General features: G+C 69.3%; 11 protein-coding genes. 6 read left to right on the top strand and 5 right to left on the bottom strand.

The window, feature by feature from the left end:
- Positions 1-2: 2 nt before the first annotated feature.
- From ACXIZN_RS07830 to ACXIZN_RS07850, 5 genes are all read right to left on the bottom strand, one after another.
- The gene (locus ACXIZN_RS07830; RefSeq protein ID WP_457953283.1) at positions 3-1,451 is read right to left on the bottom strand and encodes an amidase; all 1,449 of its coding nucleotides are present in this window, start codon (positions 1,449-1,451) and stop codon (positions 3-5) included.
- A 180-nt stretch (positions 1,452-1,631) separates the two neighbouring features.
- Positions 1,632-2,183: an AAA family ATPase gene (locus ACXIZN_RS07835; RefSeq protein ID WP_457953284.1), complete on the bottom strand. Its 552-nt coding sequence runs from the start codon at positions 2,181-2,183 to the stop codon at positions 1,632-1,634.
- Positions 2,184-2,191: 8 nt separating this feature from the next.
- Positions 2,192-2,653, bottom strand: a complete 462-nt coding sequence (locus ACXIZN_RS07840) for a hypothetical protein (RefSeq protein ID WP_457953285.1) — start codon at positions 2,651-2,653, stop codon at positions 2,192-2,194.
- Positions 2,654-2,853: 200 nt separating this feature from the next.
- Positions 2,854-3,678, bottom strand: coding sequence for an NAD-dependent epimerase/dehydratase family protein (locus ACXIZN_RS07845; RefSeq protein WP_457953286.1), 825 nt, complete (start codon positions 3,676-3,678; stop codon positions 2,854-2,856).
- 35 nt (positions 3,679-3,713) lie between these two features.
- On the bottom strand, positions 3,714-4,526 hold the full coding sequence (locus tag ACXIZN_RS07850; protein ID WP_457953287.1) for an IclR family transcriptional regulator: 813 nt from the start codon (positions 4,524-4,526) through the stop codon (positions 3,714-3,716).
- A 154-nt stretch (positions 4,527-4,680) separates the two neighbouring features.
- Between ACXIZN_RS07850 and ACXIZN_RS07855 the strand changes: the two genes are divergently transcribed.
- The 6 genes from ACXIZN_RS07855 to ACXIZN_RS07880 all read left to right on the top strand — a co-directional run bounded on the left by ACXIZN_RS07855 (position 4,681) and on the right by ACXIZN_RS07880 (position 13,517).
- Positions 4,681-6,192 carry a sodium:solute symporter family protein gene (locus ACXIZN_RS07855; protein ID WP_457953288.1) on the top strand — a complete coding sequence of 504 codons (1,512 nt, stop codon included), beginning with the start codon at positions 4,681-4,683 and terminating at the stop codon, positions 6,190-6,192.
- A gap of 46 nt (positions 6,193-6,238) precedes the next feature.
- Complete coding sequence (locus tag ACXIZN_RS07860; protein ID WP_457953289.1) at positions 6,239-7,183, top strand: 5-dehydro-4-deoxyglucarate dehydratase; 945 nt, start codon at positions 6,239-6,241, stop codon at positions 7,181-7,183.
- Positions 7,184-7,185: 2 nt separating this feature from the next.
- Positions 7,186-8,442 (top strand): glucarate dehydratase family protein, encoded by a 1,257-nt coding sequence (locus ACXIZN_RS07865; RefSeq protein ID WP_257485922.1) that lies wholly within the window; start codon positions 7,186-7,188, stop codon positions 8,440-8,442.
- Between the two features lie 4 nt (positions 8,443-8,446).
- Positions 8,447-9,592, top strand: coding sequence for a hypothetical protein (locus tag ACXIZN_RS07870; RefSeq protein ID WP_457953290.1), 1,146 nt, complete (start codon positions 8,447-8,449; stop codon positions 9,590-9,592).
- A 14-nt stretch (positions 9,593-9,606) separates the two neighbouring features.
- A complete protein-coding gene (locus tag ACXIZN_RS07875; RefSeq protein WP_457953291.1) occupies positions 9,607-11,067 on the top strand; it encodes an aldehyde dehydrogenase (NADP(+)) in 1,461 nt (486 codons plus the stop codon).
- Between the two features lie 107 nt (positions 11,068-11,174).
- The gene (locus ACXIZN_RS07880) at positions 11,175-13,517 is read left to right on the top strand and encodes a polysaccharide lyase family 8 super-sandwich domain-containing protein (protein WP_457953292.1); all 2,343 of its coding nucleotides are present in this window, start codon (positions 11,175-11,177) and stop codon (positions 13,515-13,517) included.
- Positions 13,518-13,650 lie beyond the last annotated feature (133 nt).

Consider the following 13,650-nt stretch of genomic DNA (forward strand, 5'->3'; position numbering starts at 1 on the left):
ACCTATCGCACGCCGTCGCCCGGTGCCTCGAAGCCGCCGATCTCCCGTTCGAGCAGTTCGGCCAGTCGCAACGGGGTGCGGTCTTCGAACATCGGACCGACGAGCTGCACGCCGACCGGCAGGCCCTCGGGGGACCGGCCCGCCGGTATGGCGGTGGCAGGCAGGCCAGGCATGGTGGCCAGGCCCGCCCAGACGAGCTGATCGAAGTACGGGTACTCGACGCCGTCGATGTCGATATGCCGTTCCATCGGGTTGGGATGGTGGTCGTGCGGGAACGCGGGCGTCGGCGTGATCGGGCACACCACGGCGTCGAACTCGCCGAACAGCCGCCGCCAGCCGTGGCGGTGGACCTCCCGGCGCTTGTCCGCCTCCATCCAATCGCTGTGACTGAACAGCATGGCGTCCAGCCGAACGGCGTCGAGGCTCTTGTCGTCCGCCTCGGCCCGCAGCTGCTCGAGCGATTCGATGGGGAAACGCGCGACAGAGCCCGAAATCAGCAACTCCATGTAGAGCTTCGCGGCCTCGGCCAGATCGGGTAGCAGCGGACTACGCCACGCGACGCGGGCTCCGCCGCCGACGAGCGCGTCGGCCACCCTGCGTACGCCCGCCCGCACGGCGGCTCCGGTCGGAATGAGCGGATGGTCGTCGACGACCAGGACCCGGAAATCGCGGAGCCGCTCGTGGCGGGCGGGCGGCAGCACCGAGCGATGCGCCACGCCGTACGTCAGCGGGTCCGGCCCGGCCATGACGTCGAGCAGGAGCGCGAGGTCGCGCGCGGTACGCGCCATCGGACCGACGACGGCGAGGTCGGGGTCGGCCGGGAAGGCGGGCTCGGACGGCGGGACCATGCCGCGGCTGGCGGCCAGTCCGAGCGTCGGTTTGTGGGCGTAGACGCCGCAGAAATGCGCGGGCGTGCGCAGGGAGCCGGCGAGGTCGGAGCCGATGGACAGCGCGCCGAACCCGGACGCCAGTGCCGCCGCCGACCCGCCGGAGGAGCCGCCCGGGGTACGGCCGTGATCCCACGGGTTCACTGTGGTGCCGTAGATCTCGTTGAAGCTCTGGATGTCCTGCAGTCCCAACGGGACATTGGTCTTGCCGAGCACCACCGCGCCCGCGGCCTTGAGCCGCGACACCTGAACCGCGTCCTCGGCAGGCAGGTGGTCGCGGTACGGTGGCATTCCCCACGTCGTGGGCAGCCCGGCCATGTCGTACGACTCCTTGACCGTCACGGGGACGCCGAGCAGCGGCCGGTCCTCACCACGCGCGCGTGCCTGGTCCGCACGGTGCGCGGCGGCCCGCGCGCGGTCGAAGTCCGGCACACAGATCGCGTTGATCACCTTGTCGTCGCGCTCGATCCGGGCGATCGCCTCGTCGGTCAGTTCCGCCGATGTCACCGCGCCGGCGCGCAACGCGGCAATGATTTCTTCGGCCGGCTGAAAGCTCCATTCCATGAATTCGAAGCTAACGGCCTGCTCATGGGGGCACGAAATTCTGTGCCATGCAACGGAAAGGCGCCTTTTGGGGGCTCGTTCCGGGGTCGTAGGTGGATCGGTGCAGGTCACGGTGCTGGAAGTGGTCGACTCCGCCTGCGCGAGCCATGAAGTGCCGCTTTGCGCAACGGGACGGACGTCTCAAGTCGCGTCGAGTGCTTCCATGAGGTGCGCGTAGGAGTGGTCTTCCCCGACGCCGGTCGTGTCGAGCCGGATCGCGTGTGGGCGCTTGGCCAGATACTCGTCGAGGTGACCGCGAATTCTGTCGATCAGGTCGGAATCGGGATCTTCCAGTACCGCCTGGAGCCGTGCCTCGACAGCGTTGATCGGACGCTTGTCGCGTACACGTCGCAGATGCTCGCGGTCGTCGATGAGGAGGACGACTTCGACGTAGGTGGCTCCGGCCGCGCGGGCTGCCGCCTCGAAGGCCGGATCCGGATCGCGGTCATGAACGGTCACCAGTTGCGGGAGGATCACGTCGTGACCCTGGCGCAGGTGCCGCATGGCCAGCTCCCGCCCGTGGCCTCGCGCCAACTCCAAGGCCGCGAAGAAGTTCTCCTGCCATCCGCCGATCAACCCCGCGAGTACGTCCAGATCCAGCGCGAGAGTTCCGGGGTGCTCGTCGGCGTAGCGGCGGGCGAGAGTCGATTTTCCCACGCGCGAGAGGCCGTTGAGGTGGATCAGGCGCGCCATGCCGCGCTCTAGCTCGGCGGCTGCTGAGCAGGCGGGTTGGACTGCGGGTAGCCAGGCTGCGGCGGCTGGAACCCCGGCTGTGGTCCCGTCGGGTAGTTGACCGGCCCCGGGTTGGGAGCGAAGCCGGGCTGCTGCCGAGACGGATTCCCGCTCTTGGCGACCGCGATGGCGACCAGGAGCCAGGAGAGCAGAGCGAGGGCGTCGAGCGGGATGCCGACGCCCATGAAGATCCACTGGATCTCGTCGACGGAAAGGCCGCCGGACGAGGCCCAGGACGGCACGTTCACCGACACGAACCGCCAGACGATGCCCGCCGCCGTCGCGACGAGCATGAGCACGAAGGCGCCCACCATCAGGCCGGAGACTCCGCGGGAGCGGGCTTTGATCGAAAGGATCAAGCCGAGCAGGCCCACTGCGAGCTGCAATACCCGCGGGATGACGTCGATGCTCGCGAACGTAAAGGTTGACATGCCTGCCTTCCACAGCTTTTCCGCCGGAGGTCGTGACGTCCGGACCGCGCCGAGGTGATCCTAGGTGGTGGCAACGTTTCACGTGGCGGGTTCAGGGAAGGACGAAGGTTTGACCGGTTGATCAGGTGAGGGGTGTGTGGAAATAGGGACATTCAACGTCTCTATTCCCACACACCCGTCACCCAACGTGAACCGAGACCTCAGAGCGGGTTGTACGCCCCCAATGGCGCGGTGCAGAACGGTCCGCCGACGTACTCCGCCGCGATCCCGGTCGGCGCGGGCATGTCCGCCAGCTGGTCGGCGTAGGTCTCCGCGTTGTCGAGTGACTTGTAGCCAAGGGCCTCGGCTTCGGCGAGCGAGTAGACCCGGCGCGTGTTGTCCGAGACGCCCCAGATCAGCCGGTAGCCGGGGGAGGGGTAGCTCAGGCACGCCTCGAACAGGCGCGCGCCGTCGTCGGGGGAGAGCCAGGTCGTCAGGCCGCGCGGGCCGAGGACGAGCGGGCTTTCGAAGCAGGAGCCGATCCGGATGACGATCACGTCCATGCCGAACCGCGAGTGGTACAGGCTGCCGAGTGCTTCGATGGCCGCCTTGCTGACGCCGTAGTAGGTGTCGGGCCGGGGCGTGGAGTCGGCGGGAAGGCCGTCCTCGCCCGCTTCGTCGTTGCGGCGGAAGCCGACGGAATGGTTGCTGGAAGCCAGGATCACGCGCGGCACGCCGGCGGCCCGCGCGGCTTCGAGGACGGTGTGGGTGCCGTTGATGTTGACGTCGAGGGTGGCTTCCCACGAGTTCTCGCGGCTGTGCCCGCCGAGGTGGATCAGCGCGTCGACGCCGGCGCAGGCCTCCGCCATCGCCGCCGGGTCGGTCACCGAAGCGGTGATCAGCTCGACGTCCTCGCCGCCCGCGGCTTCGGGCTGCGCGGCCAGGTCGAGCAGCCGCAGCACCCGGCCGGAACGGCGTAGCCGCGGCCGCATCAGGGTGCCGACGATACCCGCCGAGCCGGTGATCAGGACGCGCTGCTCTGCCATGTGAACCCCTTGTCAGTGAAGGAAGTACGGGATGATCAGCGGATACCGGCGCGGCGCAGTTGCTGGCCGAGTTCCGCGGTGATTTCGGCGAGGAGTTCGCCGACGCGCCTGACGTCGGCGTCGGTGACTTCGGTGACCGGCATGGAGCAGCTGATCGCGTCGGTGCCGGGGATGCGGTACGGGATCACGGCCGCGACGCAGCGCACGCCGAGGCTGCCTTCCTCGACTTCCGAGGCATAGCCGCGTTCGCGGGTCTTCGCGCATTCGGCGTGCAGCGCCTCGACGGTGGTGATGGTGTTCGGGGTGAGCGCCGGCAGCTCTCCGGTCAAGAGCCCGTCGATCTCGTCGTGCGTCAGTTCGGCCAGTAACGCCTTCCCCAGCGCGGTCGCGTGGGTGGGCAGCGTGCGGCCGACGCGGGACACGAGATGCGTCGAGTGCCGGGACTCGCGCGTCTCCAGGTAGACGACGTCGGTGCCTTCGCGGCGCGCGAAATGCGCGGTGTAGCCGGTCTTCTCCCGGATCCGTTCCAGCGCCTCGGTCGCGTACGGGACGATCGGGTCGCGGTCCAGATACGCCGTGCCGCAGATCAGCGCGCGGACGCCGAGGCGGTAGCGGGCGGTGTTCGGGTCCACCTCCAGCCAGCCTGCTTCGAGCAGGGTGCGGAGCAGCCCGTGCAGGCTCGACCGGGGGAAACCGGTGCGCGCGTGGAGATCCGACAGGGAAAGCCACACGTCGTTCGCGGCGAAGGTCTCGATGAGGTCGATCGCCCGCCGGGCCGATTTGACCCCGGCGGGTTCGGCGGCGGGCGCGCCGTTCGCCACGGTGACAGCGGCTTCCTGCTGTGGCATCCGCGCTCCTCCATCCGGCCGTTGACTTGTGACTCCGGCCATATTAGCGTCCCGAACAGCGTTCTTATGGATGAACATAATCACTATAACAGACTCCGTTCATGGATGTGAACAGGTCGGGCTGGGCCTTCGTGAACGCGGAAAGGAGTCAGCGGTGCACGTACTCGACTGGGCGATGGTCTGCGCGTATTTCGCGTTGATGGTCGTGATCGGCTGGTGGTCGCACAAGCGGATCCACGACGTGAAGGACTTCTTCACCGCCGGGGGCCGGATGCCCTGGTGGCTGACCGGGATCTCGCACCACATGTCCGGCTACAGCGCGGTGTTGTTCGTCGCCTACGCGGGCGTGGCCTACACGAGCGGGATCACCGTCTACTTCTGGGGCATGGCCAGTATCGGCATCGGTGTCGGTATCGGCAGCTGGCTGTTCGCCGCACGGTGGAACAGGCTCCGGTCGAAGCTGGGGGTGGCCTCCCCGCTCGAGTACCTCGCGCGGCGGTTCAACGTCCCGACGCAGCAGGCGCTCGCGTGGAGCGGCAGCCTGCTGAAGATCTTCGACATCGCGGCGAAGTGGTTCGCGATCGCCACGATCCTCAACGTCTTCGCCGGGGTGGACTACACCTGGGGCATCATCATCACCGGTTCGGTCACGCTGGTCTACTGCACCGTCGGCGGTCTCTGGGCCGACGCGCTCACCGACTTCGGCCAGTTCGTGATCCAGGCCATCGCGGCCATCGCCATGCTCTGGGTGGTGCTGGGCAAACTCGGCGGCGTCTCCGGTCTGTGGACGATGTGGGGCGATCTCCCGCCGAGCCACCTCAACCCGACCACGTCGAAGTTCACCACCGTGGTGTTGCTCGTCTACGTGCTGGTGAAGACCCTGGAGTACAACGGCGGTATGTGGAACCTGGCGCAGCGCTACATGGCCGCGCCGGACACGCACGCGGCACGCCGGGGCGCGCGGCTCTCCTCGATCCTGTACCTGGTGTGGCCGCTGTTCATGATGTTCCCGATGTTCGCGGCACCGCTGCTGATCCCCAACATCCAGAACCCGGACAACGCCTACGCGATCATGACGACGACCTTCCTGCCGCCGGGCCTGATCGGGCTCGTGCTGGCAGGCATCTTCTCCCACACGATGGCGATGGTGTCGTCCGACGCGAACGCGATCTCCGCGGTCATCACCCGCGACATGCTGCCGGTGCTGATCAAGAAGACCCGGCGGTGGACCGAGGCGCAGGGGCTGCTGGCCGCCCGCATCACGACCGCGATCTTCATCGTGCTGACCATGGCGGTCGCCACGCAGGCCCCCAAACTCGGCGGTGTGCTCGGGATCGTGGTGCTGTGGGTCGCGGCCCTGATGGGCCCGATCTCGGTGCCACTGCTGCTCGGCATGCTCCCGTGGTTCCGCCGATCCGGCTCCCGCGCGGCGCTGATCTCGTGGGCCGGCGGTCTCATCGCCTACGCGATCGCCTACTACGGCTACAACGCCACCCTCGCGGTGACAGTCTCCACCCCGATCCTGGTCTCGCTGGGGCTGTTCATCGGGCTCGGCTACCTCATGCCCGAGCGCACGGCCGCCACCGACGAGATCATCGACACGATCGACCGCGACGACGACGTCACACCCAGTAAGTCGCAGGACGGCACCACCGTGCCAGCCTGACCGGGCCCGTACCCGGGACCATCCACAAAGAACGAAAGAGAAATCCATGGCAGAGCGCAAGATCGAACTCGACGGCCTACTGGCGTTCCCCTTGACCCCCTTCACCGAGGGGCTGGAACTGAACCTCGACGCGTTCGCGGAAACCGTCGAGAGCCACGTGGCCGCCGGAGCCGGCGCGCTGTTCGTCGCCTGCGGTACGGGCGAATTCAGCTCGCTGTCCCCGGACGAGCACGCAGCGATCCTGCGCAAGGCTCGTGAGGTCGTCGCCGGGCGGGTGCCCGTGTGGGTCGGCGCGGGCGGAGGCGCGGCGTCGGCCCGCGCCGGGATCGCGGCGGCGGAGGCGGGCGGCGCGGACGGCGTCCTCCTCCTGCCGCCGTACCTGGTCACCGGTCCGCCGTCCGGCCTGGTCGACCACGTCCGGTACGCCGTCGGGGACTCCTCGATCCCGGTGATCGTCTACCACCGGTCCACCGGCGTGTTCACCCCGGACTCGGCCGTGGACCTGCTCGGCATCCCGTCGGTGGTCGGCATCAAGGACGGCTTCGGTGACGTCGAGCTGATGAGCCGGATCATCACCACGATCCGCTCCGCCGGCACCGACCGGGCCAAGGATTTCCTGTTCTTCAACGGTCTCCCGACGGCGGAGGTCTCCGCGCGCGCCTACTCCGCGGTCGGCGTGGCGCGGTACTCCTCGGCCGTGCACTGCTTCGCCCCCGAGATCGCGGCGCGCTTCCACCGCGCGCTCGCGGAGAACGACGACGCCGTCATGGAGGCGCTGCTCGCCGGGTTCTACCTTCCGCTGGTGGCGCTGCGGGACGAGGGACGGGGCTTCGCCGTGTCGCTGGTCAAGGCCGCCGCGCGCCTGCGGGGCGACAAGGTCGGCTCGGTCCGGCCGCCGCTGGTCGAGCCCACCGCGGACCAGATCGCCCGCCTGGAGAAGATCGTCGACGACGGGTTCGCCGTCCTCAAGTCCGTCGAGGCCGGTGCCTGAAGATGAAGGTCCTCGACGTCGTCCTGACCCCGGTCGCCTTCGCCGACCCTCCGCTGCTCAACGCGATGGGCGTGCACGAGCCCTTCGCGCTGCGCGGTGTCGTCCAGCTGATCTGCGAGGACGGTGTGGTCGGCCTCGGTGAGTCCTACGGCGACCTCGCGTTCCTCGACCAGGTCCGGAAGGTGCTCCCGGAACTCAAGGGGCACGACGTGTTCGACCTTCCCGGCCTCCGCCGGAAGGTCGCCACCACCCTCGGCGAGGTCGTCTTCGCCGACGCGCACGGCCTCACCGGCGGCTTCTCCGTCAGCAAGACCGTCGCCAGCGTGTACTCGCTGTTCGAGGTGGCCGCGCTCGACGCGCAGGGCCACTACCTCGGCAGGCCGGTGGTGGACCTGCTCGGCGGCAAGGCACGCGACGCCGTCGACTTCTCCGCCTACCTGTTCTACAAGTTCGGCGCCCACATCGGCGCCGAAGCGGACTCGTGGGGCGAGGTGACCACGCCGGAGGCGCTCGTCGGCGAGGCACGCCGCATGGTCGAGGAGTACGGCTTCGGCTCCATCAAGCTGAAGGGCGGCGCCTTCGACCCCGACCAGGAGATGGACGGGATCCGCGCGCTCGCGGACGCGTTCCCCGACCACCCGCTCCGCATCGACCCGAACGCGGCGTGGACCGTCGAGACCGGGATCCGGGTCGCCGAGGAACTCGACGGCGTCCTGGAGTACCTCGAAGACCCGACGCCGGGCATCGAGGGCATGGCGCGGGTCGCGGAGAAGGCGAACATGCCGCTGGCCACGAACATGTGCGTCGTGCGCTTCGCGGACATCGAGCCGGCGTTCCGGCAGCGGGCGGTCGGCGTAATACTTTCGGACCATCATTACTGGGGTGGCCTGCGGGACACCCAAGCCCTCTCGACCACGGCGGAATGCTTCGACGTGGGGCTGTCCATGCATTCGAACAGTCATCTCGGGATCAGTCTGGCCGCTATGGTGCACGTGGCCGCGGCGACGCCGCACCTGACCTACGCCTGCGACACCCACTGGCCGTGGAAGACGGCCGACGTCATCGCCCCGGGTGCGCTGGAGTTCGTCGACGGTGCGGTCGCGGTGCCCGACAAGCCGGGGCTGGGGGTCGAGCTCGACCCCGACGCGCTGGCGCGGGCCCATGAAGACTATGTCCGGAGTGGACAGACCAAACGGGATGACGTGACCTATATGCGGAAGTTCGTCGGAAGCTTCGAACCGAACACGGCACGGTGGTGACGAGGTGAAGGTCACCGGATACGCCTACCCCTGGGACGTCGTCGACGATCCCGGCTTCGTCGAGCGCGTGCGGGAACTCGGCGTCGACGAGGTCGCCGTCGCCGTGTCGTACCACAGCGCCCGGGCGGCGACGCCCTGGTCGCCCGAGCGCACTTCGGTCGTCGCGCGTCACGCGGCGCTGTACCGGCCGGTGCGTGAGGAGGCGTGGGGTGAGCTGAAGCCCGCCGAGCCGGACTGGGTCGAAAGCCGCGACAGCGCGGGCGACGCCGTCCGGATGCTGAACGACGCGGGGATCCCGGCCGCGGCGTGGCTCGTGCTGACCCACAATTCGCAGCTGGGCACGGAGTTCCCGGATTTCACCGTGCGCAACTGTTTCGGCGAGCGGTACCCGTGGGCGCTGTGCCCCGGCCAGCCCGCCGTCCGCGAATACGCGGCGAACGTGACGGCGGAGAGCCTCGCCGGGCTCGACTTCGCCACGGTCGTCCTCGAAGCCTGCGGTCCGCTCGGCGCCGTGCACCAGCACCAGCACGAGAAGACCGACGGCGTCTGGTCGCCCGCGGTGGCCCGGCTGCTCTCGATCTGCTGCTGCGATGAGTGTCTCGACGCTTGGGCCGCGGCGGGGCAGGACCCGGCGAAGGCGCTGGGCAAGCTGCGGGCCGAGGTCCGGCGGCTGATCGACAGCGGTGACCTCCGGGCGACCGAGGACAAGATCCTGCCCACCCTGCGGCAGGTCCTGCTCGACACGCGGCAGCGGGCGACCGACGCCCTCCGCCGTGAGGTGCTCGCGAAGATCCCGTCCGGGCCCCGGATCGTGCTGCACGGCGCGATGGACCCGTGGGTCACCGGCGCGCTGCCGGGGCTGACGCCGTCGGCCCCGGACGACGTCGACGCGGTGGTGCTGCAGAACTGGGCACCCGGCCGTCCCAGCGTCGGCGCCGTCGCGGCGGCACGGGCGAAACTGCCGGAGAAGGTCGCCGTCGGCAGCTACATCACCGCGGTGGCGGCGAGCCCGGTACCCGACATCGAGGCCTACACCATCGAACTCGGCAAGGCAGGCGCCACCGAGCTGCACCTGTACCACCTCGGCCTCGCCGGCCCGGGGCGCTGGGCGGATCTCATCGCCGCCGTCAGCGCCGCGCAAGAACTCTAGGAGACGCAAGAAAAATGAGCCAGGCAACGGATCCCGCCACGCTCGACCAGATCCTCGCGGCCGCCGCCGATGCGGCAGGCACGGCGGCGGCCGCGACCCCAGCCCAGCGCGCCGGATGGCTCAACGCGGCCGCGGACGCCCTCGACGCCGCCGCCGGCGAGCTGATCGAGCTGGCCAACCGGGAGACCCATCTCCCGGTTTCGCCGCGACTGCAGGGAGAGCTGAAGCGCACGACGTTCCAGCTGCGCCTGTTCGGTGAGGTGCTGGCCGACGGCGCGTTCCTCGGCGCCACCGTGGACCACGCGGACGCCGCGTGGCCGATGGGACCGCGGCCGGACATCCGGCGGCTGCTCACCCCGATCGGACCGGTGCTGGTGTTCGCCGCCAGTAACTTCCCGTTCGCGTTCAGTGTCGCGGGCGGGGACACCGCGTCGGCGCTGGCCGCCGGCTGCCCAGTCGTGCTCAAGGCACACTCGGGACATCCGGAGCTGTCCGCCCGCACCGGCGAGGTCCTGCGTGAAGCGCTGGTCGGCGCCGGTGCGCCGGAAGGGATCTTCGCGGTCATATACGGCCAGCAGAACGGCGTCACGGCGCTGAAGGACCCGAGGATCCAGGCGGCGTCGTTCACCGGCTCGGTGCCGGGCGGGCGCGCGCTGTTCGACATCGCGAACTCGCGGCCGTCGCCGATCCCGTTCTACGGCGAACTCGGCAGCGTCAACCCGGTCGTCGTCACTCGGGCCGCGGTCGACGCGCGCGGTGAAGCGATCGCCAAGGGCTACGCGGGCTCGTTCACCCTCGGTGCCGGGCAGTTCTGTACCAAACCGGGGCTGCTGTTCCTGCCCGAGGGACACGGCCTCGAAGACACGCTGCGCGAGGCCGTCGCGGCGATCCCGGCGCAGCCGATGCTCAACGAGCGGATCGCGGCCGGATTCGCCGACGGGCTGGCGAAGCTGAGCGAGGTCGACGGCGTCGAAGTGCTGTCGGAATCCGGTGGCTCGGAAGGGATCTCACACGGCGCGACTTTGCTCGCCACCACCGCCAAGGCCTTCCTGGCGGACGCCGACACCGTCCGCGGGGAATGCTTCGGCCCCGCTTCGCTCATCGTCACCTACGCCGATCAGGACGAACTGATCAGCCTGCTCGGCGTGATGGAACCCGGTCTCACCGCGACCATCCAGGGTGAAGAGTCCGATGTGGACTGGATCCGCCCGGTACTTCCGTCGCTGACCAGGGTCGCCGGCCGTCTGCTGTGGAACGACTGGCCGACCGGCGTCACGGTCACCTGGGCACAGGAACACGGTGGTCCCTACCCGGCGACCACCGCGCCGACCAGCACCTCGGTCGGCACCGCCGCGATCGAGCGGTTCCTGCGACCGATCGCCTGGCAGGGCTTCCCCGACGCGCTGCTGCCGGAACCGTTGCAGGAGAACAACCCGTGGGACCTGCCCCGCAGGACCGACGGGAAGCACCAGTAAAACCTCGTGAGTGGTAAGGACGGTTCTAACCGTCCTTACCACTCACGAGCCCCAGCACCCGCCGCCGCCCCTAGTCGCCGTCTTTCGACCCCTTGGGAGGCACCGTCATGTCCGGATTCGGTCACTTCGACAGGAGAACGGCTTTGCGGGGAGGCGCGGTCGCGGCCGCTTCGGTGGCGCTCACGTCAGCTCTCGCGAGCTCTTCATCAGCGCAACCCGCGGCCCGGGGCTCGTCGTCCATCGTGTCCGGCTATCGCGAGCTGCAGACGGGGATCGACCGGCCGTCGGCCGAACGCACCGCCGCGCTCGCGAACCTGGACAGGGTCGCGAAGGCCTACCACGACAGCATGACGGTCGGCGGCGGTCCACTGTGGAAGGACCTTCCGCTCGGCCCGGGCAGCGAGTTCACGACGTCGATGTACGCCCGGCTCCGCGCGGTCACGGTCAACTGGGGCACCCCCGGCGGCGCGCTCGCCGGTGACCCGGCCGTCCTCGCCCGGATCAAGGGCGCGCTGGAACTGCTGTACACCAGCGATCAGTACAGCGAGAAGACCGCCGAGATCGGCAACTGGTACACCTACGAGATCGGTATCCCGCTCTACCTGCTGCACATTTTGTCCACAGTGGCCGGTGAGCTGACCCAGGACGAGCTCGCCAAGTACCTCAAGCCGGTGCTGAAGTTCTCCGGCGACCCGAATCGCCGCACCAACAACCCCAGCGTCGTCGAGACCGGCGCCAACCGCGCGGACAAGTCGATGATCTCGATCGTCTCCGGCGCGATGCTCGGCGACGTCGACCGGATCCACCGCGGTGTCGGCGCGTTCACCGACGTCGAAGGCGGGGGAGCGGCGAGCGTCATCGCCAAGCTCCATCGCGCGGCGGGCGACGGTTTCCACACCGACGGCTCGTTCCTGCAGCATGACTCGGTGCCCTATCCCGGGCATTACGGGATCATCCTGCTCACCGCGGTCGCGTCCGCGATCCACGTCACCCAGGGCACGGAGTTCGCGCTGCCCGCCGACGTGCGCGACGCCGCGTACGCGCTGGTCGCCGACACGTTCGCGCCGTTCGTCCACGCGGGCGCGATGATGGAGTCGGTCCGCGGCCGGTTCCTTTCGCGGCAAGGGGAATCAGCGCACGACATCGGACATCAGCTCACCGGCGCGGTGGTCCTGCTGGCGCGGTCGGCGAGTGGCCGGCGCAAGGAGGAGCTGGGCGGCCTCGCCGCGAAGTGGATCACCGAAGACACGTTCGCGCCGTACCTGGAGATCCCCGATCCCGAACGGTTCGCGCCAGGGCCGGATCTCGTCGGCATCCCCGGTATCGAGTTCGCGCAGGAGTTGCTGGCGACCGGGGTCCGGCCGGCGCGGACGGTCGCGACGCATCGCGTGTTCGGCCAGCAGGACCGGATGGTGCACGTCACCGAAGGCTGGTCGGCCTCGCTCGGCGTCGCCTCGACCCGGATCTCGCGGTACGAATCGATCAACTCGATGAACCTGCACGGCTGGTACGTCGGCGACGGGTCGCTGTATCTGTTCCTGCCCAAGGCGAAGGGGCACTTCACCGACGCCTACTGGCCGACGGTGGACCCGTTGCTGCTGCCCGGCACGACCACCAAGACCGGTCCGACCCCCAAACTGGAGTCGGTCCCGCTGACGAGCAAGGATCACTGCGGCGGTGTCCGCTGGGACGCGCGACACGGCGCGCACGCCCTCGACTTCGTTTCCCAGGACGGCACGCTGACCGCGAAGAAGTCGTGGTTCTTCACACCCTCGGGCGTGCTGTGCCTCGGTGCCGGGATCACCGACTCCTCCGGGGAGCGGATCCGCACCACGATCGAGAACCGCAACCTCGGCGAGAGCGGCTCCGGTGTCCTGCTGGCCGACGGCCATCTCGTCGGCGGCTCGGAGTCCTTGCGGCGCAAGCGATGGCTACACCTGGAGAAGGTCGGCGGGTACGTCCTGCTCGACGACGCCGAGGTCACCGCGCTGCGCGAGGACCGGACAGGCACCTGGCGCGACATCGACAAGGGCGCCAACACCAAGGGCACGACGGTGCCCTACACCCGGCGCTATCAAAAGCTGGTCATCGAACACGGCGCGAAACCCTCGAACGCGAGTTACGCGTACGCCGTCCTGCCCACCGCGTCGGTGCTGGAGACGATCGCCTCGGCCTGGTCGTGGCGCGTGCGGTCCAACACCGCGACCGTGCAGGCCGTCCGGCTGTGGGACGCGACGCTGCTGGCGAACTTCTTCGCCGCCGGCTCGGTCGACGAGGTGTCCGTGTCCGGTCCGGCGTCGGTGGCGCTGGGCCGGACCCGCGACGGCTGGAAGCTGGCCGTTTCGGATCCGACGCAGCGGCAGGACGTCCTGCGCGTGACCGTGCGGCGCAAGACCGTCGAGGTGCCGGTGAAGGACACCTTCGGCGCCACGCAGATCGTCCGCGTTTAGTCGACTGAATGCGGGGCTTGGGTTGGGGTGAAGGGGGACTTTCGTCGCGTCCGATGCGAAGAAAGCTCCCTTCGCCTCTCCATGCTTGCCAGGGGGCCGTGGGGGGGGGGGGGGGGGGGGGGGGGGGGGGGGG

The sequence above is a fragment of the Amycolatopsis sp. TRM77291 genome (genome assembly GCF_054166285.1).